Origin of the sequence: Amycolatopsis bartoniae (assembly GCF_014191255.1) — a bacterium.
In the GTDB taxonomy this organism is placed as follows: Bacteria; Actinomycetota; Actinomycetes; order Mycobacteriales; family Pseudonocardiaceae; genus Amycolatopsis_E; species Amycolatopsis_E bartoniae.
In genome coordinates this window covers 237,611-264,430 of the sequence record NZ_JACHWH010000006.1, presented here as the reverse complement: position 1 = coordinate 264,430, position 26,820 = coordinate 237,611, and the positions used below count along the sequence as shown (strand labels likewise).

General features: G+C 73.0%; 28 protein-coding genes. 18 read left to right on the top strand and 10 right to left on the bottom strand.

Annotation, left to right across the window (positions count from 1 at the left end):
• The first annotated feature begins 14 nt into the window (after window positions 1–14).
• The 4 genes from FHX82_RS26590 to FHX82_RS26575 are packed head-to-tail and all read left to right on the top strand — an operon-like array spanning window position 15 to window position 2,172.
• Window positions 15–1,160: a M24 family metallopeptidase gene (locus tag FHX82_RS26590; protein ID WP_145934352.1), complete on the top strand. Its 1,146-nt coding sequence runs from the start codon at window positions 15–17 to the stop codon at window positions 1,158–1,160.
• Window positions 1,157–1,630: an Lrp/AsnC family transcriptional regulator gene (locus tag FHX82_RS26585; RefSeq protein WP_145934351.1), complete on the top strand. Its 474-nt coding sequence runs from the start codon at window positions 1,157–1,159 to the stop codon at window positions 1,628–1,630. The genes FHX82_RS26590 and FHX82_RS26585 overlap by 4 nt, the downstream gene beginning before the upstream one ends.
• Window positions 1,631–1,649: 19 nt before the next feature.
• Window positions 1,650–1,886 (top strand): hypothetical protein, encoded by a 237-nt coding sequence (locus FHX82_RS26580; protein WP_145934350.1) that lies wholly within the window; start codon window positions 1,650–1,652, stop codon window positions 1,884–1,886.
• The gene (locus tag FHX82_RS26575) at window positions 1,873–2,172 is read left to right on the top strand and encodes a hypothetical protein (RefSeq protein WP_145934349.1); all 300 of its coding nucleotides are present in this window, start codon (window positions 1,873–1,875) and stop codon (window positions 2,170–2,172) included. Before FHX82_RS26580 ends, FHX82_RS26575 begins: the two co-directional genes overlap by 14 nt.
• Here the strand turns inward: FHX82_RS26575 and FHX82_RS26570 are convergent.
• Genes FHX82_RS26570 through FHX82_RS26555 form a run of 4 tightly spaced genes read right to left on the bottom strand, consistent with a single transcriptional unit; the run spans window position 2,169 to window position 7,173 of the window.
• A complete protein-coding gene (locus FHX82_RS26570; protein ID WP_145934348.1) occupies window positions 2,169–3,248 on the bottom strand; it encodes a GDSL-type esterase/lipase family protein in 1,080 nt (359 codons plus the stop codon). The two genes, FHX82_RS26575 and FHX82_RS26570, sit on opposite strands and share 4 nt — an antisense overlap.
• A gap of 22 nt (window positions 3,249–3,270) precedes the next feature.
• Window positions 3,271–3,924 (bottom strand): ABC transporter ATP-binding protein, encoded by a 654-nt coding sequence (locus tag FHX82_RS26565; protein ID WP_145934347.1) that lies wholly within the window; start codon window positions 3,922–3,924, stop codon window positions 3,271–3,273.
• Entirely contained in the window at window positions 3,921–4,598 is a 678-nt protein-coding gene (locus FHX82_RS26560) for an ABC transporter ATP-binding protein (RefSeq protein WP_229880248.1), read from the bottom strand. The genes FHX82_RS26565 and FHX82_RS26560 overlap by 4 nt, the downstream gene beginning before the upstream one ends.
• Window positions 4,591–7,173 (bottom strand): ABC transporter permease, encoded by a 2,583-nt coding sequence (locus FHX82_RS26555; protein ID WP_145934346.1) that lies wholly within the window; start codon window positions 7,171–7,173, stop codon window positions 4,591–4,593. Before FHX82_RS26555 ends, FHX82_RS26560 begins: the two co-directional genes overlap by 8 nt.
• A 157-nt stretch (window positions 7,174–7,330) precedes the next feature.
• Between FHX82_RS26555 and FHX82_RS26550 the strand changes: the two genes are divergently transcribed.
• From FHX82_RS26550 to polX, 5 genes are read left to right on the top strand one after another with little or no spacing between them, the layout of a single operon-like run.
• Window positions 7,331–7,771: a hypothetical protein gene (locus tag FHX82_RS26550; RefSeq protein ID WP_145934345.1), complete on the top strand. Its 441-nt coding sequence runs from the start codon at window positions 7,331–7,333 to the stop codon at window positions 7,769–7,771.
• Between the two features lie 52 nt (window positions 7,772–7,823).
• Window positions 7,824–8,753, top strand: a complete 930-nt coding sequence (locus tag FHX82_RS26545; RefSeq protein WP_145934344.1) for a DMT family transporter — start codon at window positions 7,824–7,826, stop codon at window positions 8,751–8,753.
• Window positions 8,750–9,868 (top strand): glycosyltransferase, encoded by a 1,119-nt coding sequence (locus FHX82_RS26540; protein WP_145934343.1) that lies wholly within the window; start codon window positions 8,750–8,752, stop codon window positions 9,866–9,868. The genes FHX82_RS26545 and FHX82_RS26540 overlap by 4 nt, the downstream gene beginning before the upstream one ends.
• Before the next feature lie 29 nt (window positions 9,869–9,897).
• A complete protein-coding gene (locus FHX82_RS26535; protein ID WP_145934342.1) occupies window positions 9,898–10,518 on the top strand; it encodes an endonuclease in 621 nt (206 codons plus the stop codon).
• Window positions 10,519–10,522: 4 nt separating this feature from the next.
• Entirely contained in the window at window positions 10,523–12,256 is a 1,734-nt protein-coding gene (gene polX, locus FHX82_RS26530; RefSeq protein WP_145934341.1) for a DNA polymerase/3'-5' exonuclease PolX, read from the top strand.
• On the opposite strand, the gene FHX82_RS26525 is transcribed toward polX, so the two are convergent.
• From FHX82_RS26525 to FHX82_RS26515, 3 genes are read right to left on the bottom strand one after another with little or no spacing between them, the layout of a single operon-like run.
• Entirely contained in the window at window positions 12,192–13,007 is an 816-nt protein-coding gene (locus FHX82_RS26525; RefSeq protein ID WP_145934340.1) for a pentapeptide repeat-containing protein, read from the bottom strand. The genes polX and FHX82_RS26525 overlap by 65 nt on opposite strands.
• A gap of 20 nt (window positions 13,008–13,027) precedes the next feature.
• The gene (locus FHX82_RS26520) at window positions 13,028–14,101 is read right to left on the bottom strand and encodes an FAD-dependent monooxygenase (protein ID WP_221216563.1); all 1,074 of its coding nucleotides are present in this window, start codon (window positions 14,099–14,101) and stop codon (window positions 13,028–13,030) included.
• A gap of 9 nt (window positions 14,102–14,110) precedes the next feature.
• Entirely contained in the window at window positions 14,111–15,484 is a 1,374-nt protein-coding gene (locus tag FHX82_RS26515; protein WP_145934339.1) for a KamA family radical SAM protein, read from the bottom strand.
• 93 nt (window positions 15,485–15,577) lie between these two features.
• On the opposite strand from FHX82_RS26515, the gene FHX82_RS26510 reads away from it, so the two are divergent.
• Genes FHX82_RS26510 through FHX82_RS26500 form a run of 3 tightly spaced genes read left to right on the top strand, consistent with a single transcriptional unit; the run spans window position 15,578 to window position 19,590 of the window.
• Window positions 15,578–17,185: an amidohydrolase gene (locus FHX82_RS26510; protein WP_183176849.1), complete on the top strand. Its 1,608-nt coding sequence runs from the start codon at window positions 15,578–15,580 to the stop codon at window positions 17,183–17,185.
• A 13-nt stretch (window positions 17,186–17,198) separates the two neighbouring features.
• The gene (lnt, locus tag FHX82_RS26505; protein WP_145934365.1) at window positions 17,199–18,797 is read left to right on the top strand and encodes an apolipoprotein N-acyltransferase; all 1,599 of its coding nucleotides are present in this window, start codon (window positions 17,199–17,201) and stop codon (window positions 18,795–18,797) included.
• A 25-nt stretch (window positions 18,798–18,822) separates the two neighbouring features.
• Complete coding sequence (locus FHX82_RS26500; RefSeq protein WP_145934338.1) at window positions 18,823–19,590, top strand: polyprenol monophosphomannose synthase; 768 nt, start codon at window positions 18,823–18,825, stop codon at window positions 19,588–19,590.
• Between the two features lie 79 nt (window positions 19,591–19,669).
• Here FHX82_RS26500 and FHX82_RS26495 read toward each other — a convergent pair whose 3' ends face one another.
• On the bottom strand, window positions 19,670–20,017 hold the full coding sequence (locus tag FHX82_RS26495) for an RNA polymerase-binding protein RbpA (RefSeq protein WP_145934337.1): 348 nt from the start codon (window positions 20,015–20,017) through the stop codon (window positions 19,670–19,672).
• A 249-nt stretch (window positions 20,018–20,266) separates the two neighbouring features.
• Entirely contained in the window at window positions 20,267–21,010 is a 744-nt protein-coding gene (locus FHX82_RS26490) for a thymidine kinase (RefSeq protein WP_145934336.1), read from the bottom strand.
• 179 nt (window positions 21,011–21,189) lie between these two features.
• Here FHX82_RS26490 and FHX82_RS26485 point away from each other — a divergent pair, with 179 nt between their 5' ends.
• Window positions 21,190–21,864, top strand: coding sequence for a transglycosylase family protein (locus tag FHX82_RS26485; protein WP_145934335.1), 675 nt, complete (start codon window positions 21,190–21,192; stop codon window positions 21,862–21,864).
• Between the two features lie 14 nt (window positions 21,865–21,878).
• Complete coding sequence (locus FHX82_RS26480) at window positions 21,879–22,271, top strand: VOC family protein (protein WP_145934334.1); 393 nt, start codon at window positions 21,879–21,881, stop codon at window positions 22,269–22,271.
• Window positions 22,272–22,276: 5 nt separating this feature from the next.
• Here FHX82_RS26480 and FHX82_RS26475 read toward each other — a convergent pair whose 3' ends face one another.
• A complete protein-coding gene (locus tag FHX82_RS26475) occupies window positions 22,277–23,053 on the bottom strand; it encodes a glycerophosphodiester phosphodiesterase family protein (protein WP_145934333.1) in 777 nt (258 codons plus the stop codon).
• Between the two features lie 66 nt (window positions 23,054–23,119).
• Here FHX82_RS26475 and FHX82_RS26470 point away from each other — a divergent pair, with 66 nt between their 5' ends.
• From FHX82_RS26470 to FHX82_RS26455, 4 genes are read left to right on the top strand one after another with little or no spacing between them, the layout of a single operon-like run.
• On the top strand, window positions 23,120–23,482 hold the full coding sequence (locus FHX82_RS26470; RefSeq protein ID WP_229880247.1) for a hypothetical protein: 363 nt from the start codon (window positions 23,120–23,122) through the stop codon (window positions 23,480–23,482).
• 24 nt (window positions 23,483–23,506) lie between these two features.
• Entirely contained in the window at window positions 23,507–23,974 is a 468-nt protein-coding gene (locus FHX82_RS26465; protein WP_221216562.1) for a helix-turn-helix transcriptional regulator, read from the top strand.
• A 5-nt stretch (window positions 23,975–23,979) separates the two neighbouring features.
• Window positions 23,980–24,390, top strand: coding sequence for a VOC family protein (locus tag FHX82_RS26460; protein ID WP_145934331.1), 411 nt, complete (start codon window positions 23,980–23,982; stop codon window positions 24,388–24,390).
• A gap of 16 nt (window positions 24,391–24,406) precedes the next feature.
• Window positions 24,407–26,776: an ATP-binding cassette domain-containing protein gene (locus FHX82_RS26455; RefSeq protein ID WP_145934330.1), complete on the top strand. Its 2,370-nt coding sequence runs from the start codon at window positions 24,407–24,409 to the stop codon at window positions 26,774–26,776.
• Window positions 26,777–26,820 lie beyond the last annotated feature (44 nt).

The following is a 26,820-nucleotide window of genomic DNA, read 5'->3' as shown; positions in this document are numbered from 1 at the left end:
TTAACCTTCCTGCTATGTCACGCCGATCCCCGCAGAGCCCGCCCGTCGACCCGACCCTGCTGCGCTCCCGGCTGGACCGCGCCCGCCAGGCGGCGGCCGGTGCCGGTACCGACGCGCTGCTCATCGCCCCGGGATCGGACCTGCGTTACCTGCTCGGTGAGGCCGGCGGCTCCTTCGAACGGCTCACCGCCCTCGTGCTGCCCGCGGGTGACGGCGTGCCCGCACTGGTCGTGCCGAAGCTCGAAGCGCCCGGCTACGCGCACGTGCCCACCGACGCGCTCGGCGTCGAGCTGGTCACGTGGGTGGACGGCGACGACCCGTACCGCCTGGTCGCCGACCGGCTCGGCAAGCCGGGGCGCGTCGCGGTCAGCGACAACACGATGGCCCTGCACGTGCTGGCGTTCCGTGCCGCGCTTGGTGACGCCGAGCAGACCCTCGCCGGGCCGGTGGTGCGGGAGCTGCGGATGCGCAAGGACGCCGCGGAGGTCGAGGCGCTGCGCCGGGCCGGTGCCGCGATCGACCGGGTGCACGCGCGCGTCGGCGAGTGGCTGCGGCCGGGCCGCACGGAGGCCGAGGTGGGCGCGGACATCGCCGCGGCGATCGTGGAGGAGGGCCACGCGCTGGCCGACTTCGTGATCGTCGGCTCCGGCCCCCACGGCGCCAGCCCGCACCACGACGTGTCCGGCCGCGTGATCGAGCGCGGCGATGTGGTGGTGGTCGACATCGGCGGCCCGCTGCCCGAGGGCTACAACTCCGACTCCACCCGCACCTACGCGGTCGGCGAGCCGCGGGACGCCGACGTGGCCGAGACCTACGCGGTGCTGCAGCGCGCCCAGCGCGCCGCGGTCGAAGCGGTGCGGCCGGGGGTGAGTGCGCAGGACATCGACGCCGCCGCCCGCGAGGTGATCACCGACGCCGGGTTCGGTGAGTACTTCATCCACCGCACCGGCCACGGCATCGGCCTCGACGTGCACGAGGAGCCCTACATCGTCGGCGGGAACACGCTGGCGCTGGAGCCGGGCATGGCGTTCAGCGTGGAGCCGGGCATCTACCAGCCGGGCCGCTGGGGCGCGCGGATCGAGGACATCGTGGTGGTCACCGAGACCGGTGTGGAGTCGCTCAACAACCAGCCGCACGAGCTCGTCGTGCTCGACGCATGAGCAGCACCTCCGGACCGCTGGAGCCACTGGACCAGGCGATCGCGCGGGAGCTCGCGCTGGACGGGCGCTGCAGCTTCACCGACCTGGCCGAACGGGTCGGGTTGTCGGTGTCGGCCGTGCACCAGCGCGTGCGGCGGCTGGAGCAGCGTGGCGTCATCCGCGGGTACACCGCGCAGCTCGACGGTGAGCTGATCGGGCTGCCGCTGACCGCGCTGATCTCGCTCACCCCGAACGATCCGGCCGCCCCGGACGACTACCCGCAGCGGCTGGAGCACATCACCGAGATCGAGTCGTGCTACTCGGTGGCCGGGGACGAGTCCTACATCCTGCTGGTCCGGGTGGCCTCGCCGCGCGCGCTGGAGGACCTGCTGCGCCGCATCCGCGAATCGGCGAAGGTCTCCACCCGCACGACGGTGGTGCTGTCGACCCCGTTCGAGGGCCGCACGCCGACGCTGTCCTCCGAGGCGTAGGGCGAGTACGGTAAAAGGTATGGCAACACGGAAGGTGACCCTGTCGCTGGACGCCTCCGCGGTGGAATACGCGGAGCGGGCGGCCAAGGCGCACGGGGTGTCGTTGTCGTCGTGGCTGTCGAAGGCCGCCCGCCGCGAGGCGGTGCGCACCGGGTATCGCCCGGCGCGCCAGAACGCGCAGGCAGCCGAGCGGCTGGCGGCAGCGGACGAGGCGGAGGTCGCGGCGGCGGAGAAGGAGCTGCGTGCGGAGGGGTGAGGTCTGGACCTACCGTCCGCCGACGCAGCAGGCCCGCGAACGCACGGTGCTGATCCTGTCCTCCGACGGGGTGAACGAGTCCGAACGGCCCTGGCTGCTGGGCACCGAGCTGCTGGAACAGGACCCGCAGGACATCCTCGGCGTCGCGCTGGACTCGCGGCTGTGGATCTCCACGCTGTTCCTCACCCGCCTCTACCGCGGCTGGCTCGTCGAGCGGGTCGCGGAGATCGAGCCGGGCGTCCAGGACCAGGTCGACGCGGCGCTGCGCGCGGCGCTGGACCTCTAGGCGGGCGTCGCGACGGTCGCCGCCGCGTGCAGGTCGCCGTCGGCGCCCGCCAGGCACGCCGCGGACGGCAGGGCGGTGGCGAGGAACTCCGTCAGGCAGTGCCCGATCTGGGCGTGCCCGTTCGCGTTGGGGTGGAACGACTCCTGCAGCGCGTGACTGGCGCGGTCGGCGTCGGTGAGGTCGTTGAGCTGCAGGGTGAGCCTGCTGAACCACTCCTTGCTCGCGTCGGCGCCGCCGCTGCACGCCTCGTGCCCGCGCCCGGCGCGCGACAGGTCCAGGAACCGCGCCCCGGCCTGCGTCGCGGCCCGCGCGAGGCCCGCGGACAGGACGGGCACGCCTTCGTCGCGCACCCACGTCAGGTCCTCCGTGCGAAACGGGCAGCCATTGAGGTTCTGCAGGTCCGCCGGAATGCCAGGGCCGATCGGGGCGGCGTAGGACTGCAGCACGAGCTGGTAGTCACCCGGCTCGTACCCGGCCTGCGCGAGCACCTTCTTCACGTCCGCGAGCGCCGAGACCACCTTCGGCACCATCGCGTTCACCTGGTCCCGCCACGTCGTGCGCACCGTCGTGCTGCACGGGGCGTTGCCCGGCAGGAACCACGACTGGAAGCACTGGGAGACCAGCGCCGAGAAGTGCGGGTCGTCGTTCGCGCCGACGGCGACCACCACGACCGCCACCCGGTGGTCCTTCACCAGGTTCGCCAGCTGCCCGGCCTGCGACGGCTCGGTCCACTGCTTCGTGTCGCCGAGCGCGACCTGCCCCGCCGGGGCGCCCGAGCAGGCGAAGTTCTTCTCCTCCGTCACGCCCGGCACGTGGGTCTGGAACACCTCCGCGTGCGGGGAGCGGTGGCACCAGTCGCCGTTCGTGCCGTTGGTGTCGGCGGTGTAGCCGCCCGCGCCCTCACCCGACAGCGTGCTGTCGCCGAGCGACACGATCGTCAGCGGACCCGTCCCCGGCGGCCCGGGCCGCCTGACCGGGCCCGGCGGCGTGCCGGGCCCGGAGAACACGAAGATCGCGACCAGTGCGACCACGAACAGCAGGACGCCCCCACCGATCCACCACCGAAACCGTCGCATCACCGCGCAGTCTACGGAGTGATCACGCGGCGGCGAGGACGCCGTCGACCAGCCGGACCCGCCGGTCGGCGATGGCGTGCACGGCGTCGTCGTGGGTCGCGACGATCACCGCGGCGCCCTGCGAGGCACAGTCGCGCAACAACTCCAGCACCGCCGGGATGCTGCCGCTGTCCAGGTGCGCGGTCGGCTCGTCGGTGAGCAGCACCTTCGGCCGCCCGCTGACCGCGCGCGCCAGCGCGACCCGCTGCTGCTGCCCGAACGACACCTCCCCGGGATAACGGTCGGCCAGCTGCGCCACCCCGAGATCGGTCAGCAACCCGCGCACCCGCTGCTCGATGTCCTCGCCGCCGGGGCGCAGCCGCAGCGGCAGCGCGACGTTCTCGGCGACGGTCAGCTCGGCGGAGAGCCCGAGCGCCTGTGGCAGCACGGCGCAGGTGTGCCACGGTGGTGCCCCGTCGATCGGGACCCCGGCCAGCAGCACGCGCCCGGCGTCGGGCTCGTCGAACCCGCTCAGCAACGCCAGCAGCGCGCTCTTGCCGGAGCCGGACCGGCCCGACACGGTCACCAGCTCCCCGGCGTCGACCGACAGTTCGAGGCCGCGCAGCACCTCGACGTCCCCGCTGGGGTGGCGGAAGCGGCGGCGCAGCCCGAAGGCGTGCAACGCGGGGGAGCTCATCGCTGCTCGACTCCTTCCAGTCGTCCGTCGCGCAGGCGCGCGACGCGGGTGCCGAGGTCGATGAGCCGGTCGTCGTGCGAGGCGACGAGCACGGCGAACTCCTGCCCGGCGAGGGAGCGCAGGGTGTCCAGGACCAGGTCGGCCGAGGCCTCGTCCAGCTGCGAGGTCGGCTCGTCGGCGAGGATGACCGACGAGCCGCGGGCCATCGCGCAGCCGAACGCCAGCCGCTGCTGCTGCCCGCCGGACAGGGCCGAGACGTGCCAGTCGCCGGTCCCGCCGAGCCCCAGCCGGGCGAGAATCTCCTCCGGTGCGCAGGAGCGGCGCGCGGACTGGGCGGCGGCGCGGAGGTTGTCGCCGACATTCAGGTAGTCCAGCAGGTTCTCCGCCGGGTTCTGGAACACCAGCCCCAGGTGCTCCCGCCGCAGCGCGCGCCGCCCGGAGTGCCGCAGCGCGCCGGTGTCCACGCCGTCGAACCACAGCACGCCGCGGGCGGGGCGCTCGAACAGGCCCAGCACCCGCAGCAGGGTCGACTTGCCCGAGCCGGACGGCCCGGCGAACACCGTGATCCCGGTGCGCGGCACGTCGATGCTCACGTCGTGCAGGCCGGTCACGGTGCCCGCGGGGGTCGGGTAGTCCACGCCGATCCGGTCCAGCCGGAAGATCGCGTCAGCCACGCAGCAGCTCCACGGTCCGGGCGGTGCGCACCGAGCGCACCGCGAGCCAGCCCGCCAGCAGCACCACGAGCACCCCGGCGGCGAGCACGGCGAGCACGAACATCGTCTGGTCGGGCAGCGCGGAGCGGGGCGCGAGCCAGCGCACGGGGTCGAACCGGGGGACCGCCAGGCCCGCCACGGTCACCCCGCACACCACGCCCGCCACCGCGGCGAGCCCCGCGAGCAGGCCCAGCTCGATCAGGTGGCTGCCGAACAGCGTCCGCACCCGCATGCCCATCCGCAGCACCAGCGCCCCGGCCAGGGCGTTCTGCCTTCGCCGCACCTCCACCGCGACCAGCAGCGCCAGCACCGCCACCACCCCCAGCACCCCGCCGAGCACGGTGACGAACGAGAAGGTCCACTCCACGACGTAGAACGGCAGCGCGTCGACGGCCCCGTCCCGGCTGGTGCGGTCGATCTGGGTGAGCCCGGCGCCCGACAGCGCCGCCGACACCCGTTCGAGTGGCTGCTGCGACAGCAGGCTCCACTGCGGGATCGCCGCGAGCTGCGCCGGGGTGAGCGCGGTGCGGGACACGACGTAGCCGAGGTTGCCGCCCAGCAGCGGGAACCACGGCAGGTCGGCGACCGTCACCGCGGGCGGCAGCCCCGGCAGCGCGGCCGACTGGGTCGCCGCGTGCCCGATGCGCAGCGCGGGCAGGCCACCGGGCACCGGTGTGGTGAGCTTCGGCAGCAGCTCGGTGATCCGGTCGCGCAGCGGGCCGAGGTAGGCGGCGGAGGCGAACGTCGCCGGGTCGACGACCAGCACGACGCTGCCGGTCCCGCTCGTGCGGCCCGCCACCGTGCTGGTGCCGCGCAGATCCGGCGGCAGCGTGATCGTGCCCAGCCCGACGCCGGTTTCGACGTCCACCCGGCTGTTCGCGCCGACGAGGATGCCGGACTTGTCGTCCAGCGCGGTGTGCTGGCCCCGCGCGATGCCACTGCCCGCGGCGAGCGTGCCGATCGCGAGCACCCCGACCACCAGCACCCCGGTCACCGGGGCCCGGGCTCCGGCGAGGCGGCGGATCGCCAGCTGCAGCGGCGGTTTCGACCACCACCGCACGTGGTGCGAGGCCCGCAGCAGCAGCCACACCAGCCGCGCCGCGACGAGCCCGGCGGTGAGCACCACGAACACCGGGTAGGTCAGGGCGAGCGGGTCGACCTGCGGCAGCGGGGTGCCCTGGCGGGAGGAGGCGCCGTAGCCGGCGAGCCTGCTCCAGCCGAGCACCGCCAGCCCCGCGGTGGCCAGCTCCCACGGCACGAACGCGAGCAGCCGCCGGCTCAGCGCACGCACGGGACGGCGTCCCACCTGGAAGTCGCGGTGCGTCCGCACCGCCACGACCACGCCCAGCACCAGCAGCGACACCAGCAGCGCCCCGAGCGCGATCCCCGCCGCGGCGACCTGGCTGCCGGTGCCGATCTGCCCGGGTGGGGCGTAGAGCGGCAGCGCGACCCGGGCGAGCACGATCCCGACGATTCCGCCGGCGAGCACCGGCAGGCCCAGTTCGGCGACCGCCAGCCCGCCCAGCGCGGCCGGCCTGGAGCCGCGCGCGGCCAGCAGCCGCACCTGCGTCCGGCGGCGCTGGTACCACTGCAACGCCACGGTCGCGACCGCGCCGAACCCGACCAGCACGCTGATCGCGGCCAGCGGCAGGATCGACACGAGCACGTTGTGCTCCGCCTGCCCGGCGATCTGCAGCGAACGCTCGAACGGGATCTGCATCGCCACGACGTCCCCGAGCCCCTGGCGCCGCAGGTCCGCCCGCACGGCGTCGATCAGCTCGCGTGAGCGGTCGAGGTCGGCCCGCGCCTCCCCGGTGGTGCGGGGCGGGTCGAGGTAGAAGGAGACCGTGAAGTCCAGCGTCGGCAGGCCCAGCGTGGCCACGGCGGCGTCGAACGTCCGCTGGTCACCGGCCAGCGCGACGGTGTGGATGGGGTCGTTGGCGTAGGCGTACACCGTCGCCAGCGTCTGCTGGGAGCACCACCAGCGCGGCGGCGGCACCGTCAGTGCGTGGTACACCCCGGCCACGGGCGGCAGCGCGAACCCGAGCACGTTCACCGGATCACCCGGCCGCACCGGGCTGAACCGCGTCAGGTCGTCGCCGACCCACAGCCCGGCCCCGCCGCCCTGCAGCTGCTGCACCTGGCCGAGCGCGCCGTCGCGGTAGCTGAGCTTGATCTTGCGGCCGGTCGCGGGCCCGAGGTCGACGTGCGTCAGGACCCCGGCGAACAGCGACGTCACCGGCTGGGGGAAACCGTGGGCCGCGGCCTGGCGCCGCACGGTGTCGGCCACCACCGGCGCCTGCTCCACCGGCAGCCCGGCGCGCGAGAACACCGGCCCGTAGGAGTCCGGGCACACCGCCGCGGCCTGGTAGTCCGTCGCCGCGCCGCCCGCCGCGGCTCCGATCAGCACCGCCGACCCCGCCAGGAAACACGACAGCAGCGCGGTCACCGCCGCGACGACCAGCGTGAGCTTGCCCCCCAGCGCGGCACGCGGCGCGCGCGACCACGGCAGCGAGACCCCCCTCGGTTTCCGCATGACGCGGAACCTACCCCGGACGGGTCGCGCCACCGGGGGAACTCTGCCGAATCGTTGCGGACAGTAAGCAGCGAAGGGGCACGTTTTGCCTGGCCGTGTCGGTGGAACCCCTCGGGCAGGGAGTGCTGGATCGGAACGGGGAAAGGACGCGCGGGGCATGACGGCCGAGGCCATCGACATCAGCCAGAGGACCGGGACCATCGGGCACGCGGCACCGCCGGAGCCTGCGGAGAGCACCGAGTACCTGGTCAACGGCCGGACCGCGCCGTGCCGGTTCTGCGGCAGGACCGGCACGGACGGCGTGCGCCGTGCCCCCGGCCCGCGCGGGCCGATCTGCCCCGACTGCCTCCACGTCGGGACCTGGCTGTGCCGCGACGGGCAGGAGCGCTTCCTCGGCGAGCTGAACCTCGCGCGCCTGGTCACCGCGCCCGGGCTGGAGTGCGAGTTCTGCGGCCGCGACGAGCGGCGCACCCTGTTCCTGCGCCGCCGCCCGCTGCCGCGGATGCGCTGCCTGCCGGGGGACGCGGTGATCTGCGCCGACTGCCTCGCCCGCGGACAGCAACTGCTCGCCTGCGTTTCCCGGGTCCGCCGCGGATGAAATCCCGGTAAGGTCGGCAGCGAACGTTCCAGCCAGTCCTTCCGGAGGGGGCATGGTGTCGGCGACCGGCACCTCGCTGCTGCTGGCGGTCCCGGCCGCCGTCGTCGGTGCGGCGAGCATGGGCATGGCCAGCGCCGCGCAGGCGCGCGCCACCAAGGAAGTCGAAGTCAGCCGCATCCTCGACCCCGGCCTGCTGCGCGGGCTCGCGCACCGGCCGCTGTGGCTCGTCGGCATGGTCGCCACCGGCCTCGGGCTCGCCCTGCAGCTGGTCGCCCTCGCGTTCGGGCCGCTGCTGGTCGTGCAGCCGCTGCTGATCACCTCCCTGATCTTCGCCGGCGTCATCTCCGCCCGCCTCGAACGCCGCCCGCTGGACCGCGTGATGCTCGCCGGGTCCGGGGTGTGCATCGCCGGGCTCGCCGCGTTCCTCCTCGTCGCCCGCCCCAGCGGGGACTCCCAGGGCTTCTCCCCGCAGTCCGAGCCGCTGCCGCTGGCGATCGCGCTGGCCACGCTCACCGTCGTCGCGCTCATCGTGGCGCTGCTGGTCCGCCACGGCTCGATGCGCGTACTCGGGCTCGCGGTCGCCACCGGCGTGCTGTACGGCGTCACCGCCGGGCTCATGAAGGTCGTCGCCGGGCAGGCCCGCGAGGGCATCGCCGAACCGTTCCAGCACTGGACGCTCTACCTGGTGTGCCTCGTGGGTCCGCTGGGATTCCTGGTCAGCCAGAACACCTTCCAGCAGGGCCGGTTCCTGACCCCCGCGCTGGCCGTGATCACCGCCCTCGACCCGCTGGTGGGCGTCGCGATCGGCGTGTGGTGGCTGGGGGAGACGGCGAACGCGAACGCCTGGGCGCTGGCCGGGGAGGGGCTCGCGGGCGTGGTCATCCTCGTGGGCATCGGGCTGCTGGCCAGCCGCGCCGAACACCTCGCCCGCGCCCAGCCGGGCACCGGCGTCTCGCTGAACGCACCGGAAGGGACCGCATGAACAAGGTGCTGGTCGTCTCGGCGGCCATGGGGGAAGGGCACAACGCGACCGGCCGGGCGCTGGAGGACGCCGTGCGCCGGCTGTGGCCGGACGCCGACGTCAGCTGGCTCGACACGCTCGACGTGATGGGCTCCGGGGTGGGGCCGCTGTTCCGCTGGATCTACGTGTCCAACGTGCAGCGCACCCCGTGGCTGTACGAGTTCTTCTACCGCTCCCTGTGGCGCCACCGCTGGTTCGCCACCGCCTCCAAGCGGTTCGTCGGCGTCTGGTGCGGGCCCCGGCTCGGCCGCCGCGTCGAGGACCTCGGACCCGACCTGGTGCTGTCCACGTACCCGCTCGGGTCGGCGGGGCTGGAGTGGCTGCGCCGCCACGACCGGCTGCCCATGCCTGCGGGGGCGTGGATCTCCGACTTCGCGCCGCACCCGTTCTGGGTCTACGGCGCGCTCGACCTCAACGTCGTGATGCACGAGCAGGCCGTTCCGCCCGCCCTCAAGTGCGTGCCCGAGGCGAAGGTCGCGGTGTCCGCGCCACCGGTCCGCGCGGCCTTCACCACCGGTGACCGTGACAGCGCCCGCCAGCGGCTCGGGCTGCCGGCGGACGCGTTCGTGGCGCTGGTGTCGTGCGGCTCGCTCGGCTTCGGCGACGTCGAGGACGCCGCCCGCGAACTGCTCGCCGCGCATCCCGGCGTCGTGCCGGTCGTGGTGTGCGGCCGCAACGACGCCCTGCTGCGGCGGCTGCGACCGCTGGCCGAGCAGGATCCCCGGCTGCGGCCACTGGGGTGGACCGACGAGATGGCCGCGTACACGATCGCCTCCGACGTGGTGGTCACCAACGCCGGCGGCGCCACCGGCCTGGAGGCGCTCGCCTGCGGCCGTCCCGTGCTCATGCACCGCCCGATCGCCGCCCACGGCCGCGCGAACGCCCAGCTGATGGCCGATGCCGGACTCGCGGTGGTGTGCGAGACGGACGGCGAACTGGCCGGCGCGGTGCGCACGCTGATCGCCGAACCCGATCGCTGGAAGGCGATGGCCGAGGCCGCCACCCGGCACTGCGACAGCACCGGCGCGCTGGAAGACAGCCTGCGGGCACTGGCCGGAGTCGCCCACGCGGTGTGACAGGCGGAGTACCGGGGTACGCCGCACCCATGGCGGACGTGCGGAAGCTGCTCGAACGGGCGGGGCGGACCTACGCCGAGGAGGCGGGGATCAAGCTGGCCGACACCCCGGCGCCGCTGTACCGGCTGCTGGTGCTCTCGGTGCTGATGTCGGCCCGGATCCAGGCCACGATCGCCGTCGCGGCGGCGCGGGAACTGGTGCGCGCCGGGCTGGGTACCGCGCGGCGGATGGCCGACGCGAGCTGGCAGGACCGTGTGGACGCGCTGGGGCGCGGGCACTACGTGCGCTACGACGAGAGCACCGCGACCGCGCTCGGCGACGGGGCCCGGCTGCTGCTGGAGGAGTACGGCGGCGACCTGCGCAAGCTGCGCGACCGCGCCGCCGGCCGGGAGGAGCTGGGCGCGCTGCTGCGGAAGGTGCCGCGGCTCGGTCCCGTCGGCGTGGACATCTTCTGCCGGGAGGCCCAGCAGGTCTGGCCCGGCCTGCGCCCGTACTTCGACGCGAAGGCGCTGCAGGGCGCGGAACGCCTCGGCCTGCCCCGCGACCCCGGGAAGCTGGGCGGGCTCGTCGACGGCGACGACCAGGCCCGCCTCGCCGCGGCGCTCGTCCGGGTCTCCCGGGACAAGAAGCTCGCCGACTCCCTACGCTGAACCGATGCCCCGCCCGAACGACGAGGTCGAGGCGCTGCTGCGCGAGTACGCCGACCTGCTCACCCTCACCAGCGGCGACGCCTTCAAGGCCCGCGCCTACGAGAAGGCCGCCCGCGCCGTCGCCGGCTACGGCGGCGACCTGTCCGAGCTCGGCCCCCAGGAGCTTCGGCAGATCCCGGGCGTGGGCAAGTCCATCGCGGACAAGATCGCCGAGTACTTCGAGCGCGGCAGCATCACCGTCGTCGAGGAAGCCCGCGCCCGCATCCCGCCGGGCGTGCGAGCGCTGACCGAGATCCCCACGCTCGGCCCGAAGAAGGCCGCCGTGCTCTACCACGACCTGGGTATCTCCTCGGTGGACGAGCTCGTCGACGCCATCCAGAGCGAACGGCTGCGCGACCTCAAGGGGTTCGGCCCGAAGACCGAGGAGAACCTCCTGCACGGCGTCGAGCTGCTGCGCACCTCCGGCGGCCGGGTGCTGCTCGACGTCGCGACCAAGCTGGCCGAGGAGATCACCGGGCGACTCTCGGCGCTGCCCGGCGTCGCGCGCTGCACCCACGCCGGGTCCCTGCGCCGCTTCCGCGAAACCATCGGCGACCTCGACGTCCTCGTCGCCGCCGAGAGCCCGGTGCCGGTCATGGCGGCCTTCCGCGAGCTGGACCTGGCCGCCGAGGTCATCGCGAGCGGGGACAAGAAGACCTCGATCCGCACCCGCACCGGCCTGCAGGTGGACCTGCGGGTGGTGCCGCCCGCGTCATGGGGCGCGGCGCTGCAGTACTTCACCGGTTCGCAGGCCCACAACGTCCGCGTCCGCGAACGGGCCGTGCGCGCCGGGCTGAAGCTCTCGGAGTACGGGCTGTTCGACGTCGAGACCGGCGAGCTGATCGTGTCCGAGACCGAGGAGGAGGTCTACGCCCGCCTCGGCCTGCCGTGGATCCCGCCGCCGCTGCGGGAGGACCGCGGCGAGCTGGAGGCGGCGCTGCGCGGGGAACTGCCGGACCTCGTGCGGACCCAGGACCTGCGCGGGGACCTGCACACCCACACCGACCTGACCGACGGCGTCGCCTCGCTGGAGGAGATGCTCGCCGCGGCCGCCGCCCGCGGCTACGAGTACTACGCCGTCACCGACCACGCGCCGAACCTCGTCATCCAGCGCATGACCGACGAGAAGATGCTCGCCCAGCGCGAACGGGTCCGCGCCCTCGACCGCACCTACGGCGGGATGCGCGTCCTGCACGGCACCGAGCTGAACATCGACGCCGACGGCGGCGTGGACTGGCCCGCGGAGTTCCTCGCCGGGTTCGACCTGTGCGTGGCGTCGGTGCACTCGGCGTTCACCCAGTCCCGCGCCGACACCACCCGCCGCCTGGTGCGGGCCGCCGAGAACCCGCACGTGCACGTCCTCGGGCACCTCACCGGACGCCAGATCGGGCACCGGCCGCCGATCGACGCCGACTTCGCCGAGGTGTTCCGGGCCTGCGCCCGCACCGGCACCGCGCTGGAGGTCAACTCCTTCGCCGACCGCCTCGACGTGCGCGACGAGCACATCCGCCAGGCCCGCGAGTACGGCGTGAAGTTCGCGATCGACAGCGACGCGCACTCGGTGCGGGACCTCGCGCAGATCCGCTACGGCGTCGGCACCGCCCAGCGCGGCTGGCTCACCGCCGACGAGGTGATCAACACCTGGCCGCTCGGCCGGCTGCGGAAGTTCCTGGAGAAGCCCAGTGCGCGGGAGGCGTGAGCCCCTCCGGCAGCCGCGTCGTCGCGTCGCCGCGTGCGGCGGCGACCTGGATCCGGGTCAGGAACAGGCTTCCGGTGAGGTCCGCGCCCCGCAGGTCGGCGCCGCGGAAGTCCGCGCCGATCACGTCGGCCGAGCGCAGATCGGCCTCCCGCAGGTCCGCGCCGATCAGGTAGGCCCCCCGCAGCGACGCTCCACGCAGGTTCGCGCCCCGCAGCTTCGCGCCGATCAGGTCGGCGCCGCGGTGGTTCTTCCGGCGGCCGGGCACGCCCTGGCGGGCCCGCTCGCTGACCCGCAGCAGCAGCTCGTTCACCTCGCCCCGCACGGCTGGAACGTCCACAGTGGTCAGTTCGGCCGCCGGAAGTTCCGTGAGTCGTTCGATGTCGTCGAGGGCGCGCCGCAGCTCGTCACGCAGGGGTGCGGCGGCGGGCAGCGCCAGCGCCTCGGTGAGGTACCACAGCAGTTCGTGCAGCCCGCGCATCACCGGGAACACCGCGGCGGCTTGCGGGGACTCGTGCCCGCCGAAGGTGACCTGCGAAACCTGCTGCCCGGCGCCGAAGCAGTCGAACACGGTGCAGCCGGCCATGCCCCGCTCCCGCAACTGGGAGTGGATGCCGCAGCGGTAGTCGCCGGCGAGGTGACGGCACGGCGTGCCCGCGGCCTTGTCGAACGCGAAGTCGGCGGACTTGGCGAACGGCAGGGCGACGCAGCACAACCCGAAGCAGGAGGAGCAGTCGGCGGACAGGGACGGCATCGTCCGATTGTCGCTCACGGTCAGCGGGGCGGCGGCAGGGGAGTGGACCAGTCGAGCTGGTGGGCCAGCTCCTCGTCGCTCACCGGTGGCGGCCCCGCCGGCCGGGGCGCGCGATCGCTCAGCCGGGCGCTCGCCTCGGTGTTGTACTCCACCCGCGGCCGCCGCAGCCGTTCGTAGACCTCGAAGGACCCGGTGTCCCGCAAGGCTTTCGCGAGGACCACGGCGTCCTCCAGCGCCATCGACGCGCCCTGACCGGTGGCGGGCGAGGCGGCGTGCGCGGCGTCGCCGACGAGGAGCATCCGGGCACTGCGCCAGCGCGCCACGTTCGCCAGGTCCCGCGCGTTGGTGCCCAGCAGCGGGCCCTCCGTGGCCTCGACGATGCCCGCGCACGGGGTGTCGTCGGGCCGCAACAGCTCCAGCAGCCGGTCGCGGTCCGGCCGCCCGCCGGGAGGCAGCGGCTCCCCGTCCACGCGGGCGAACCAGTACGTCTCGCCGCCGGGGGAGACGGCGTAGCCGAACGCGACCGCGCTGCCCCGGACCATCACGATCCGGCCGGGTTCACCCGGCGGCGGAACCACCGTGCTGTAGCCGTAGCACACCTGCTGACCGGCGTACCGGGGCCGCGTCCCGGGACTGAGAACCTCGCGCACGGCCGAGTTGAGCCCATCCGCCCCGATCAGCAGGTCGCCGCGGGCACTGCTGCCGTCGGTGAAGCGCGCGGTGACCCCGTCCTCGTCCTCCGTCACCGTCGCGAGCCGTTTACCGTGGTGCAAGGTGATTCCGCGGCGCACGACCTCGTCCTGCAGCACCCGGCACAGCTCGGCGCGCCGCAGGCACCGCATCGCCTCCAGTGGCCGCGTCTGCCCGGCGAACTCGATCGTGTGCAGCGGAAAACCCGCCTGCGTGACCGCGTCCGCCGCGTCCAGCTGCGCGAGCGCGGCCGCGCCGTTGCGGGCCAGCGTCAGGAACGCGCCGAGGTGCTCGGCGCCGCCGGTCTGCGCCTCGAACACCACCGGGTCGAACCCGGCCTCGCGCAGCCCGAGCGCGGCGGCGGTGCCGGCGACACCGCCACCGATGATCAGGATCCGGTGCACCGGCCCACCCTAGGGCCTGGAGCGGCGGGCCTCCCACCACGCGCGGCCCTCTTCGGGCAGCGTCGTGATCGGGTCGTAGAACGGGTAGCGCCGCGCCAGCGCGTCCGGGTCCTCGCGTTCGATGCCCGTGCGGTAGTTCTTCGTCCAGTAGGAGATGCCCCGTTCGCGGTCGTACTCGGCGACCTGGTGCACCCAGCGCTTGCCCACGTACGGCACGTCGCACACGATGCGCGGCGTCGCGTACCCCGGCAGGTAGCCCATGATCGCGTGCTGCAGCTCCTGGGCCTCCCACACCGCGACACGCCAGTGCTCGGCGTTCGGGATCATGTCGCACAGGTAGAAGTAGTACGGCAGGATGTTCGCCTCGCCCTGCAGCGCGAAGCACAGGTCCAGCAGCGCCGCCGGGGTCGCGTTCACCCCGCGCATCAGCACGCCCTGGTTGCGCACGTCCCGCACGCCGACATCCAGCGCCGTGCGTGCCGCCTCCGCGACCAGTGGCGTCACCGACTGCACGTGGTTGACGTGGGTGTGGATGGCGAGGTTCACCCCGCGCCGCTGCGCGGTACCCGCGACCCGCTCCAGCCCTTCGACGACCTTCGGCTGCAGCCAGTGCTGTGGCAGACCGGCCAGTGCCTTGGTGGCGAGCCGGATGTCGCGCACGGTCTCGATGTCCAGCAGCCGCATCAGGAACGACTCCAGCTGGTGCCACGGCACGTTCGCCACGTCGCCCCCGGACACCACGACGTCGCGCACCCCGGGCGTGCGGCGCAGGTAGTCGATCATCGCGTCCTGCCGGTCCACGGGCTTGAGCGCGAGCTTGTGCTTGGCGACCTGTTCGGTGGAGTTGCCCACCAGGTCCATTCGCGTGCAGTGCCCGCAGTACTGCGGGCAGGTGGACAACAGCTCCGCCAGCACCTTGGTGGGGTAGCGGTGGGTCAGCCCCTCCACGACCCACATCTCCGCCTCGTGCAGCGAGTCCCGCGCCGAGTGCGGGTGGCTCGGCCACACCGGGTCGCGGTCGCTGCGCACCGGCAGCATGTAGCGGCGCACCGGGTCGGCGTAGAACGCCTCGGTCGAGGAGACGTCCATCGTGTTGAGCATCTGCGGGGGCAGCAGCATCGACATCGTGGCCAGTTCGCGCTGGTCGGCGGCCAGGTCGTCGTAGAACCGCTCGTCCACCAGGTCGCCGAGCACCGCCTTCAGCTGCCGGGCGTTGCGCAGGCAGTGCACCCGCTGCCACTGCGCGTCCCGCCACTGCGCCTCGGTGACCTCCCGCCAGCCGGGGAAGCGGCGCCAGTCGGGTTCGGTCAGCTCGCGGCGGACGTAGGCGTAGGGCTGCCCGTAGACGTCGGCAGGCGAGACAGGTTCCTGGATCGCAGTCATCTGTGCTCCTTGTCGGCGGTGAGACGTGAAAATCTCCTGCGGAAGCGACAATACGACGTAAATATTGCTGCCGCATTACTATCAGGCAGACTCGTGCCCGTGAACGACACGACGCTTCTGGTCGGCGGGCGGATCCACTCGCCGAGCTCGCCCGACGCCACCGCGATGGCGGTCACCGGGAACACCGTGGTCTGGGTCGGGCAGGACGGCCCCGGCCGCGCCCTGCACCCCGGCGCCGCGGTCGTCGACCTCGACGGCGCCTTCGTCGCGCCCGCCTTCGTCGACGCCCACGTGCACGCCACCGCCACCGGCCTCCACCTGGCCGGACTCGACCTCACCGGCGTCCGCGGCGCGGCCGGGCTGCTGGCCGCCGTGCGCGACGCCGTCCGGCCCGGCGAGGTGCTGATCGCCCACGGCTGGGACGAGTCCACCTGGACCGATACCCGCCTGCCCAGCCGCGCCGAGCTCGACGACGCCGCCATGGGCGCCCCGGTCTACCTCAGCCGCGTCGACGTGCACTCCGCCCTCGTCTCCACCGCGCTGGTGGACCTCGCCCCCCACGCCCGCGAGGCCGACGGCTGGTCCGCCGAAGGACCGCTGACCCGCGAGGCGCACCACCGCGTCCGCACCGCGCTGCAGGCCGCCATCACCCCGCAGCAGCGCCGCCGCGCCCAGGACGCCTTCCTCCGCCACGCCGCCGCCCACGGCATCGTCAGCGTCCACGAGTGCGCCGGCCCCGACATCTCCGGCGAAACCGACCTCGCCGACCTGCTCGCCCTCGCCGCCGAACCCGGGCGCCCCGAGGTCATCGGCTACTGGGGCGAACGCGGCGCGGTCGAGCTGGCCCGCCGCCACGGCCTGCGCGGCCTCGCCGGAGACCTCTTCGTCGACGGCGCCCTCGGCTCCCACACCGCCGCCCTGCACGAGCCCTACACCGACCGGCCCGGCTCCACCGGCGCCCGCTACCTCGGCGCCGAGGACATCGCCGAGCACCTCGCCACCTGCACCGAAGCCGGGCTGCAGGCCGGGTTCCACGTCATCGGCGACGCCGGGGTGGCGGAGGTCGTGCGCGGGTTCCAGCTGGCCGAACAGGCCGTCGGGCAACGCGCCCTCGCCGGGGCCCGCCACCGCCTCGAACACCTGGAGATGGTCGACGCCGAGCAGGCCGCGCAGCTCGCGGGCTGGGCCGTCACCGGCTCGATGCAACCGCAGTTCGACGCCCTCTGGGGCGGCACCGACGGCATGTACGCCACCCGTCTCGGTGACCGCGCCGCGGGAATGAACCCCTTCGCGACGCTCGCCGCGCAGGGCGTCGTGCTCGCCTTCGGCTCCGACAGCCCCGTCACCGCACTCGACCCGTGGGCGAGCGTGCGCGCCGCCGTGCACCACCGCACCCCGGGCGCCGGGCTGTCCGCCCGCGCCGCGTTCAACGCCCACACCCGCGGCGGCCACCGCGCGGCCGGCACCAACGACGGCCTCACCGGCACGCTGCAGCCCGGCGCTCCCGCGCACTACGCCATCTGGGACGCCGCCGACCTCGTCGTCGCCGCGCCCGACTCCCGCGTCCAGCGCTGGTCCACCGACCCGCGCTCCCGCGTGCCCGCGCTGCCGCCCCTCGAACCGGACAGCCCGCTCCCGACCTGCCTGCGCACCGTGCGGGCCGGGGAGGTTCTCTACGACGCGTTCACACCACCGGCTTAAAGTGAACCCCGTGGTGACCACCGCGCCGGAACCGACGGCGACCGAAAACCCCCCACGCCGCCGCCGGAACTGGCGCCCGTGGCTGCTGCGCCTCGCCCTCGCGGCCGGCTCCGGCGTGGTGTTCTACCTCGCCTTCGCGCCGCGCTCGCTGTGGTGGCTCGCGCCGATCGGGTTCGCCGGGTTCGCCTTCGCCCTGCGCGGGCGGCGGCTGTGGGGCGGGCTCGGCTACGGCTTCGCCTTCGGGTTCGCGTTCTACCTGCCGCTGCTGTTCTGGCTGCAGGACTTCCTCGGCGTCCAGTTCGGCCCGTGGCCCTGGCTCGGGCTCTCCGCCGCACTCGCCGCGTACCTGGCCGTCGGCGCCGCGCTGTGCACGCTCGTCGCCCGGCTGCCGTGGAGCCCGGTGTGGATGAGCATGATCCTCATCGCCACCGAGACCCCGCGCGCGTGGTTCCCGTTCGGCGGCTTCCCGTGGGGGAGGGTCGCGTTCAGCCAGTCCGAGGGCGCCTTCCTGCCGCTGGCCTCCGTCGGCGGCGCGCCGCTGGTCGGGTTCGCGGTCGTGCTGACCGGGTTCGCCGTCCCGTCCCTCGTCGCCCGCCTCCGCCGCCGCAACTGGCGCGGCTCGATCCTGCCCGCCACCGGGGTCGTCCTGCCCATCGTCGCCGGGCTCGCGCTGTGGCCCACCATCGGCACCGCCGCCCAGACCGGCAGCCTCACCGTCGCCACCGTCCAGGGCAACGCCCCCGACGTCGGCATCGGGCTGATGGAGGAACAGGACACGATCCGGGCGAACCACCTCGCGCAGAGCGAGCGGCTCGCCCAGCAGGTCCACTCGGGCGCGGTGCCGCAACCCGACCTGGTGGTCTGGCCCGAGAGCGTCACCGAGCTGCGCGGCCCGGACCCGGCACTGGACGCGACCGTCGCCGACGTCGGCGCCCCCGCGCTCATCGGCACGATCTACCGCGCCGGCGCCCCGGGCGAGACGCAGAACAGCGAAGTGGTGTGGAACCCGGCGACCGGCCCGGGGGAGCGGTACTCCAAGCAGGAACTCGTGCCGTTCTCCGAATACGTGCCCGCCCGCGCCATCGCCCAGTGGGTCACCCCGTTCGTCAACGGCTTCTACGACATGACCCCGGGCGACGCGCCCGCCGTCCTCGACGTCGCGGGCACCAAGGTCACCACCCCCATCTGCTACGAGATCGCCTACGACTACGTCGCCCGCCAGGGTGTCCAGCAGGGCGCCCAGCTGATCGTGCTGCCCACCAACACCGCCTGGTTCGGCACCAGCGGCATGAGCCAGCAGCAGCTCGCGATCGCCCGCCTCCGCGCCGTCGAGCACAGCCGCGCCGTGGTGGTCTCCGCCACCAGCGGCGTCAGCGCCCTCGTCGCCCCTGACGGGCAGATCCTGCAGTCGACCAGCGAATTCACCGCCGCATCCCTGGTCGGGCGCGTGCCGCTTCGGGACACGACTACGCTGTCGGATCGACTCGGTGCGTGGACGGAGTACGGCCAGGTCGGCGCCGCACTGGCGGCGGTGCTCGCCGGCCTCGTCGTCCGCCTGCGCACCAGGCGCGCAGGCGCCGAAAACACGACGCGAGCGACCGGGGCGGGGTGAGGACTCCCGCCGAGGGAGGACACGGATGGCGCAGGCGCCACGGGCAGCACGACCGATCGAGCCGGTTCTGGTGGTGATCCCGACCTACAACGAGCGTGAAAACCTCACGCCCATCCTGCGCAGGCTGCACGAAGCCCTGCCCGAGGCGCACGCGCTCGTGGTCGACGACGGCAGCCCCGACGGCACTGGGGAGCTCGCCGACAAGCTCGCGGCCGACGACAAGCGCGTCCACGTGCTGCACCGCACCGAGAAGGCCGGCCTCGGCGCCGCCTACATCGCCGGGTTCCGCTGGGGGCTGGAGCGCGACTACGCCACCATCGTCGAGATGGACGCCGACGGCTCGCACGCGCCCGAGGACCTGCCCCGCATGCTCGCCGCGCTCGAGGACGCCGACCTGGTCCTCGGCTCCCGCTACGTCCCCGGCGGCGCGGTCGTCAACTGGCCCAAGCGCCGCGAGATCCTCTCCCGCGGCGCCAACCTGTACTCCCGCGTCGCGCTCGGCGGCAAGATCACCGAGTACACCTCCGGCTTCCGCGCCTACCGCCGCGCCGTGCTGGAGAAGCTCCCGCTCGACGAGATCGCCTCCGCCGGCTACTGCTTCCAGATCGACCTGGCCTGGCGCACCCTGCGCGCCGGGTTCGAGATCGTCGAGGTGCCCATCACCTTCACCGAACGCGAGATCGGCGAGTCGAAGATGAGCGGCGCCATCATCCGCGAGGCGATGCTGCGCGTCGGCGTGTGGGGCACCCAGCACCGCCTCGGCCAGCTCCGCAGGCTCCTGCGCCGCCGGTAACGGCGTCCGGACACGGAGAAAGGCCCCCGCGGCGGGAGGACGCGGGGGCCTTTCTCGTCTTCGTGGTGGGGCCAGTCAGCTACGCCGAGCGCGACGTCCGGCGACCCTTGAGCTCGGCCAGCCGCTCGTTCAGCAGGTCCTCCAGCTCCGGGATCGACCGCCGCTCCAGCAGCATGTCCCAATGCGTGCGGGGCGGCTTGACCTTCTTCTGCTCCTGCTGCCCGCCGTTGACGATCTCGGACTCGCTGCCGTGCAGGCGGCACTCCCACACGGACGGGATCTCCGCATCGTCGGAGAAGGGCACCTCGAACTCGTGGTTCTTGGGGCAGGCGTACCGCACCGTTCGGCGCGGTGCGAGGTCGTGGTTCCGGTCGGTCTCGTAGCTGACCGCTCCCAGCCGGCTGCCACGGAGTACACGGTCGGCCATGATGACGTCCTTTCAGTCGGCTCCGGTCGTTAAGAGCCAGGGTGATGCTCACCCAGTGCAACGACTCTGCCCTTCCGGGAATTCCCGGCAGAACATGTCGTCCCTCACGATGAACGGTCTCACCCCTCGGCAACAGCTTCCTCCAGAGGGACACCGTTCGCGCCGCTAAGTGACGCGGATTGGTGGTTCTTTCTGCGATAATCCCCCAGTCGGGCTATCACGTGACGGCAATTCCGGTAGTCCGTGGCGTCACGTCAGGCGCAGCTGCCCCCGCTGTCCCGCACCCGGCCCGAGGTCCCCGAGGCGGAAGTGGCGGCGGCACAGTACCTGGTAACGCAACGTAGCGACTTCGGATTGCGCGCGTGAGGAAACGGGCGTTTCAACGGTGTCCGCGACCACCACGGTGTCGCCCTCGCGCAGCACCTCGCCGTCGCGGACCCGCGCGTTGAACCGTCCCGGCGCGCCGCACCAGCACAACACGTCGACCTGCACCGGCTGCAGCTCGTCGGCCAGCTCGAACAGCCGCCGCGCCCCGGGGAACAGGTGGCTCTGGAAGTCGGTGGCGATGCCGAAGCAGTACACGTCGATCCGCACCTCGTCGGCCAGCTCCGCCAGCTGCTCCACCTGCGCCGGGGACAGGAACTGCGCCTCGTCGACCACCAGGTAGTCCACGTGCCGCCCCGCCACCCACTGCTGCCGGACCACCTGCCGCAGATCGGTGCCGGCCCCCACCTCCAGCGCGCGCCGGGTGATCCCGATGCGGCTGGTGATCTGCGGGGTCCCCGACCGGTCGTGGCGCACCAGCAGCAGCCCGCGCCGGCCCTGGCGGGCGTGGTTGTGGTCGATCTGCAGCGCCAGCGTCGACTTCCCGCAGTCCATCGGCCCGTAGCAGAACCGCAGCAGGCCCCGGACCGGCGGCCGCCGGGCGTCCACACCGGGCACCGGCGAGAGGGCGGTGGTGGGGTCGAGTTCTTGGTCGGAAGACAAGGTCACGACGCTCGACCCTAGCGCTCGCTTGATCGGGTGAATCGTGCGGAGAGCCCGAGCAGGCCCGGCGGGGGCGTCTTCCAGCGCAACCGGGTCGACGGTCGCCCGGACGGGTGGGGCTAGGGATGTCGCTGGGACACGTGGGGAAGTTGTGGCTGGTGAGTCCCGAACCTACCGTCCTCCCCATGATCGAACTCAGACGCGGCGGCAGCCTGCTCGCCCGGCTGCTGCTCGTCGCGCTGGTCGCCCTGGCCGTCCAGCTGGGCACCAGCGGTGTCGCGTCCGCCGATCCCGCCGCCTCCACCTGGCTCAAGCTGCGCATGTGCGAGTCCAGCAACCGCTACGCCACCAACACCGGCAACGGCTACTACGGCGCCTACCAGTTCGACCTGCCCACCTGGCGCAGCGTCGGCGGCCAGGGCAGGCCCGACCTCGCCAGCCCCGCCGAACAGGACTACCGCGCCCTCTACCTCTACCGGATGCGCGGCTGGCAGCCGTGGGAGTGCGCGGGCATGCTCGGCCTGCGGGCCGACGCCGACGCCCGCAGCAAGCGCGTCCCGACCTACGCCGAGTCCGCCTACATCGGCGGCGGCGCCGCGCCGGCACCCGCCCCGTCACCCGCGGCGGGGAAACCCGCGTGGCCCGGCGTGGTCTACGCCTACGGCGACTGCGCCCCGGCGCTGAAGACCTTCCAACTGCGGATGAACGACTTCGGCTACGGCTTCACCGGCACCGGCTGCTACTACGACAAGACCCGCGACGCCGTGCTCGACCTGCAGCGCGCCAACGGCATCAAGGACTCCGGCAGGCTGGGCCCCCAGACGTGGAACGCCGCCTGGGACGGCAAGGCCCCCCGCTGACTACGCTCCCGCGGATGCGCATCGACCTCGCCGCGCTGGTCGTGGACGACTACGACCGGGCCATCGAGTTCTTCGTCGGCGTCCTGGGCTTCGACCTGGTGCAGGACGAGCCCTCGCGCACCAACGACGGCCGCCCGAAGCGGTGGGTCGTGGTCCGCCCGCCCGGCGCGGAGACGGGCCTGCTGCTCGCCCGCGCCGACGGCGAGCACCAGCGCGCGGCGGTGGGCCACCAGTTCGCCGGCCGCGTCGGGTTCTTCCTGCGGGTCGACGACTTCGACGCCATGTACCAGCGCATGAACGGGGCGGGCGTCGAGTTCCTCACCGCACCGCGGACCGAGGACTACGGGCAGGTGGCGGTGTTCCTCGACGTGGCCGGGAACCGCTGGGACCTGCTCGGCCCGGCCTGAGCCCCTCAGCCCCACTCGCCCCGTTCGCGCAGGACCTCGCGCAGCAGGTCCGGCCGGTCGGTGACGATGCCGTGCACGCCCAGCTCCAGCAGCCGGCGCATCTCGGCCTGGTCGTCGATCGTCCACGTGTGCACCTCGACGCCCACCTTCGCCGCGCTGCGCAGGAACGCGGGGTCGACCACGGTGAGCCGGCCCTGCCGGACCGGGACCTGTGCCATGGCGCCGCGGCACAGGGCACCCAGCCGCAGCCACGGTGCCCAGCCGTTGGCCCACAGGGTCGCCACCGACCGCGGACCCATCGACGTCAGCAGCTTCGGCCCGGCGAGCTTGCGGATCCGGGCGAGCCGGGCATCGGAGAACGCCGCGGCCGCGACCCGCTCGGTGGCGCCGAGCCGCTCGACGACCTGCAGGAACGGCACGACCGCGCTGTTGGCCTTCACGTCGATGTTGAACCGCGCCTCCGGCAGCTCCTCCAGCACGTCCTCCAGGCGCGACACCGGCTCGCGTCCCCCGATCAGGGCTTTCTTCACCACCGACCAGGGCTGCGCGGCGATCGCCCCGTGCCCGTCGGTGGTGCGGTCGAGCACGGCGTCGTGGTGGACCACGACCACACCGTCGGACGTCGCGTGCACGTCGGTCTCGAGGTACTGGAACCCCTCGGCCACGGCGCGGCGGAACGACGACAGCGAGTTCTCCATGCCGTCCAGCTCGTCCAGGTGCCAGCCGCGGTGGGCGAAGGCTCGGGGAAAGGTGCCGGCGAGGTACGGGTGAGTGCTGCGCACCCCACCAGTGTGGGGGATCGGCGTGGCCAAGTCATGATGCCCCGGTGGCCGGTTAGGGTCTGGCACGTGAGCGAGACGGTCGACCTGCTGGCGGGGATCCCGCGCAACACCCCGCCCCAGCACTGCGGCTGGTGCGGGCGGCGGCTGGAGCAGGCCGCGGCGAAGGGGAGAAGGCGGCGCTACTGCGGGCAGTCGTGCCGACAGCGGGCCTACGAGCGGCGCACGGCGCTGCAGCGCAGCGGACTGCCCGACGACGCCGTGGTGCTCTCCGACGCCGAGCTCGCCGCATTGCAGGACCGGCTGTTCCAGCTGCGCTGCGCCGCCGAGGACGTCGCCACCGCCGCGGACGACGGCGCGGAGTCCGGCGAGCTGCGGCGCATGGCACTGGAACTGGTGCGCTCGGCCAGGGAACTGGAACGGCTGCGCTGACATCCGGCCGCCGCCGACCGTCCGATGTGGCACGATTCGCGGGTGACCAGCTCCTCCGCCGCAGCTCAGCGCCTGCGTGACCTCGCGCTGCTGCGCCGCGTCCGCGACCGCATCGACCGCGAATACGCACAGCCGCTGGACGTCGAGGCGCTCGCCCGCGGCGCGAACGTGTCGGCGGGCCACCTCAGCCGCGAGTTCAAGCGCGCCTACGGCGAGTCCCCGTACTCCTACCTCATGACGCGGCGCGTCGAACGCGCGATGGCACTGCTGCGCCGCGGCGACCACAGCGTCACCGAGGCGTGTTTCGCCGTCGGCTTCTCCTCGCTGGGCACGTTCAGCACCCGCTTCACCGAACTGGTCGGCATGCCGCCCAGCACCTACCGGCGGGAGGCGGCGAACGCGACCGAGGGCCTGCCGGCGTGCGTAGCGAAACAGGTCACCAGACCGATCAGGAATCGAGAAGCGCGCCCCACCAGCCCGAACCTAGGGTGACCGCCATGGACATCACCATTCACTCCAGCTTCCTCCCGCACAACGACCGGGACGCGGCCATCGCGTTCTACCGCGACACCCTCGGCTTCGAGGTGCGCAACGACGTCGGCTACAACGGGCTGCACTGGATCACCGTCGGGCCGCCGAGCCAGCCCGACGTCAACATCGTCCTGTTCCCGCCGACCGCCACCCCCGGCATCACCGAGGACGAGAGCCGCACCATCGCCGAGATGATGGCCAAGGGCACCTACGGCAGCCTCCTGCTGGCCACCAAGGACCTCGACGCCACCTTCGAACGGCTCCAGGCCGGCGACGCCGAGGTGGTCCAGGAGCCGGTGGACCAGCCCTACGGGGTCCGCGACTGCGCCTTCCGCGACCCGGCGGGCAACATGATCCGGATCCAGGAACGGCGCTGACCGGACCACGGAAACCATGAGAACGGAGACGCAGGTGCCCCACGCCGCTGACACCCACGACCTGATCCGCGTGCACGGCGCGCGCGAGAACAACCTCAAGGACGTCAGCATCGAGCTCCCGAAGCGCAGGCTGACCGTGTTCACCGGCGTGTCCGGCTCGGGCAAGAGCTCGCTGGTGTTCGGCACGATCGCCGCCGAGTCGCAGCGGCTGATCAACGAGACCTACAGCGCGTTCGTGCAGGGTTTCATGCCGACGCTGGCACGGCCCGACGTCGACGTGCTCGACGGGCTCACCACCGCGATCATCGTGGACCAGCAGCGGATGGGTGCCGACCCGCGCTCCACGGTCGGCACCGCCACCGACGCCAACGCGATGCTGCGGATCCTGTTCAGCCGCCTGGGGCAGCCGCACATCGGCTCGCCCCAGGCGTTCTCCTTCAACGTCGCCTCGATCAGCGGCGCCGGGGCGGTGACGATCGAGCGCGGCGGGCAGACCGTGAAGGAACGCCGCAGCTTCAGCATCACCGGCGGCATGTGCCCGCGCTGCGAAGGCCGCGGCTCGGTCAACGACATCGACCTGACGCAGCTCTACGACGAGAACAAGTCCCTCAACGAGGGCGCGATCACCATCCCCGGCTACAGCATGGACGGCTGGTACGGCCGGATCTTCAAGGGCAGCGGCTTCTTCGACCCGGACAAGCCGATCCGCAAGTACACCAAGCGGCAGCTGCACGACCTGCTGCACAAGGAACCCACCAAGATCAAGGTCGACGGCATCAACCTCACCTACGAGGGGCTGATCCCGCGGATCCAGAAGTCGATGCTGTCCAAGGACGTCGACTCCATGCAGCCGCACATCCGGGCGTTCGTGGAGCGGGCGGTCACGTTCGCCACCTGTCCCGACTGCGACGGCACGCGGCTGAGCGCGGAGGCCCGGTCGTCGAAGATCGCCGGGATCAACATCGCCGACGCGTGTGCGATGCAGATCAGCGACCTCGCCGAGTGGGTGCGGGGCCTCGACGAGCCGTCCGTGGCGCCGTTGCTCGCCTCGCTGCGCCACACCCTCGACTCGTTCGTCGAGATCGGGCTCGGCTACCTCTCGCTCGACCGGCCCGCGGCCACCCTCTCGGGCGGCGAAGCGCAGCGCACCAAGATGATCCGCCACCTCGGTTCGTCGCTGACCGACGTCACGTACGTCTTCGACGAGCCGTCGATCGGGCTGCACCCGCACGACATCCAGCGGATGAACACCCTGCTGCTGCAGCTGCGCGACAAGGGCAACACCGTGCTCGTCGTGGAGCACAAGCCGGAGACGATCGCGATCGCCGACCACGTCGTCGACCTCGGCCCCGGCGCCGGCACGGCGGGCGGCACGGTCTGCTTCGAGGGCACCGTCGAGGGGCTGCGGGCCGCCGACACCGTCACCGGGCGGCACCTGGACGACCGCGCGTCGCTCAAGCCGTCGGTGCGGACACCGTCGGGTGCGCTGGAGGTCCGTGGCGCTTCGATGCACAACCTGCGGGACGTCGACGTCGACATCCCGCTCGGCGTGCTCGTCGTGGTCACCGGCGTCGCGGGGTCGGGAAAGAGCTCGCTGATCCACGGCTCGGTGGCCGGCCGCGAGGGTGTGGTGGCGGTCGACCAGGCCCCGATCCGCGGTTCGCGGCGCAGCAACCCGGCGACCTACACCGGACTGCTCGACCCGATCCGCAAGGCGTTCGCGAAGGCCAACGGCGTGAAGCCCGCGTTGTTCAGCGCCAACTCCGAAGGCGCCTGCCCGAACTGCAACGGCGCCGGGGTCGTCTACACCGACCTGGCGATGATGGCCGGAGTCGCCACCACGTGCGAGGAGTGCGAGGGAAAGCGCTTCCAGGCGCAGGTCCTGGAGTACACCTTCGGGGGCAAGGACATCAGCGAGGTGCTCGCGATGCCCGTCAGCGAGGCGGAGGAGTTCTTCAGCGCCGGTGACGCGAAAACGCCTGCGGCGCACAAGATCCTGCAGCGGATGGCCGACGTCGGTCTCGGTTATCTCACCCTGGGCCAGCCGCTGACCACCCTGTCGGGCGGCGAGCGGCAACGGCTCAAGCTCGCGACGCAGATGGGGGAGAAGGGCGGGGTGTACATTTTGGACGAACCCACCACCGGCCTGCACCTCGCCGACGTGGAGCAGCTGCTGGGCCTGCTCGACAGGCTGGTGGACGCGGGCAAGTCGGTGATCGTGATCGAGCACCACCAGGCGGTGATGGCCCACGCGGACTGGATCATCGACCTGGGCCCGGGCGCGGGCCACGACGGCGGCCGCATCGTGTTCGAAGGCACGCCCGCGGAGCTGGTCGCCGCGAGGTCCACGCTGACGGGGAAGCACCTGGCGGAATACATCGGCTGAGGGGGAGTGGCTGGGCTAGCATTGCGATCGGCGCACGTGCGGGC

Coding starts and splice junctions, on each gene's coding strand:
- FHX82_RS26590 (WP_145934352.1), top strand. CDS start 15: ATGTCACGCCGATCCCCGCAGAGCCCGCCCGTCGACCCGACCCTGCTG.
- FHX82_RS26585 (WP_145934351.1), top strand. CDS start 1,157: ATGAGCAGCACCTCCGGACCGCTGGAGCCACTGGACCAGGCGATCGCG.
- FHX82_RS26580 (WP_145934350.1), top strand. CDS start 1,650: ATGGCAACACGGAAGGTGACCCTGTCGCTGGACGCCTCCGCGGTGGAA.
- FHX82_RS26570 (WP_145934348.1), bottom strand. CDS start 3,248: ATGCGACGGTTTCGGTGGTGGATCGGTGGGGGCGTCCTGCTGTTCGTG.
- FHX82_RS26565 (WP_145934347.1), bottom strand. CDS start 3,924: ATGAGCTCCCCCGCGTTGCACGCCTTCGGGCTGCGCCGCCGCTTCCGC.
- FHX82_RS26555 (WP_145934346.1), bottom strand. CDS start 7,173: ATGCGGAAACCGAGGGGGGTCTCGCTGCCGTGGTCGCGCGCGCCGCGT.
- FHX82_RS26550 (WP_145934345.1), top strand. CDS start 7,331: ATGACGGCCGAGGCCATCGACATCAGCCAGAGGACCGGGACCATCGGG.
- FHX82_RS26545 (WP_145934344.1), top strand. CDS start 7,824: ATGGTGTCGGCGACCGGCACCTCGCTGCTGCTGGCGGTCCCGGCCGCC.
- FHX82_RS26540 (WP_145934343.1), top strand. CDS start 8,750: ATGAACAAGGTGCTGGTCGTCTCGGCGGCCATGGGGGAAGGGCACAAC.
- FHX82_RS26535 (WP_145934342.1), top strand. CDS start 9,898: ATGGCGGACGTGCGGAAGCTGCTCGAACGGGCGGGGCGGACCTACGCC.
- polX (WP_145934341.1), top strand. CDS start 10,523: ATGCCCCGCCCGAACGACGAGGTCGAGGCGCTGCTGCGCGAGTACGCC.
- FHX82_RS26525 (WP_145934340.1), bottom strand. CDS start 13,007: ATGCCGTCCCTGTCCGCCGACTGCTCCTCCTGCTTCGGGTTGTGCTGC.
- FHX82_RS26515 (WP_145934339.1), bottom strand. CDS start 15,484: ATGACTGCGATCCAGGAACCTGTCTCGCCTGCCGACGTCTACGGGCAG.
- FHX82_RS26500 (WP_145934338.1), top strand. CDS start 18,823: ATGGCGCAGGCGCCACGGGCAGCACGACCGATCGAGCCGGTTCTGGTG.
- FHX82_RS26495 (WP_145934337.1), bottom strand. CDS start 20,017: ATGGCCGACCGTGTACTCCGTGGCAGCCGGCTGGGAGCGGTCAGCTAC.
- FHX82_RS26485 (WP_145934335.1), top strand. CDS start 21,190: ATGATCGAACTCAGACGCGGCGGCAGCCTGCTCGCCCGGCTGCTGCTC.
- FHX82_RS26480 (WP_145934334.1), top strand. CDS start 21,879: ATGCGCATCGACCTCGCCGCGCTGGTCGTGGACGACTACGACCGGGCC.
- FHX82_RS26465 (WP_221216562.1), top strand. CDS start 23,507: ATGTGGCACGATTCGCGGGTGACCAGCTCCTCCGCCGCAGCTCAGCGC.
- FHX82_RS26460 (WP_145934331.1), top strand. CDS start 23,980: ATGGACATCACCATTCACTCCAGCTTCCTCCCGCACAACGACCGGGAC.
- FHX82_RS26455 (WP_145934330.1), top strand. CDS start 24,407: ATGAGAACGGAGACGCAGGTGCCCCACGCCGCTGACACCCACGACCTG.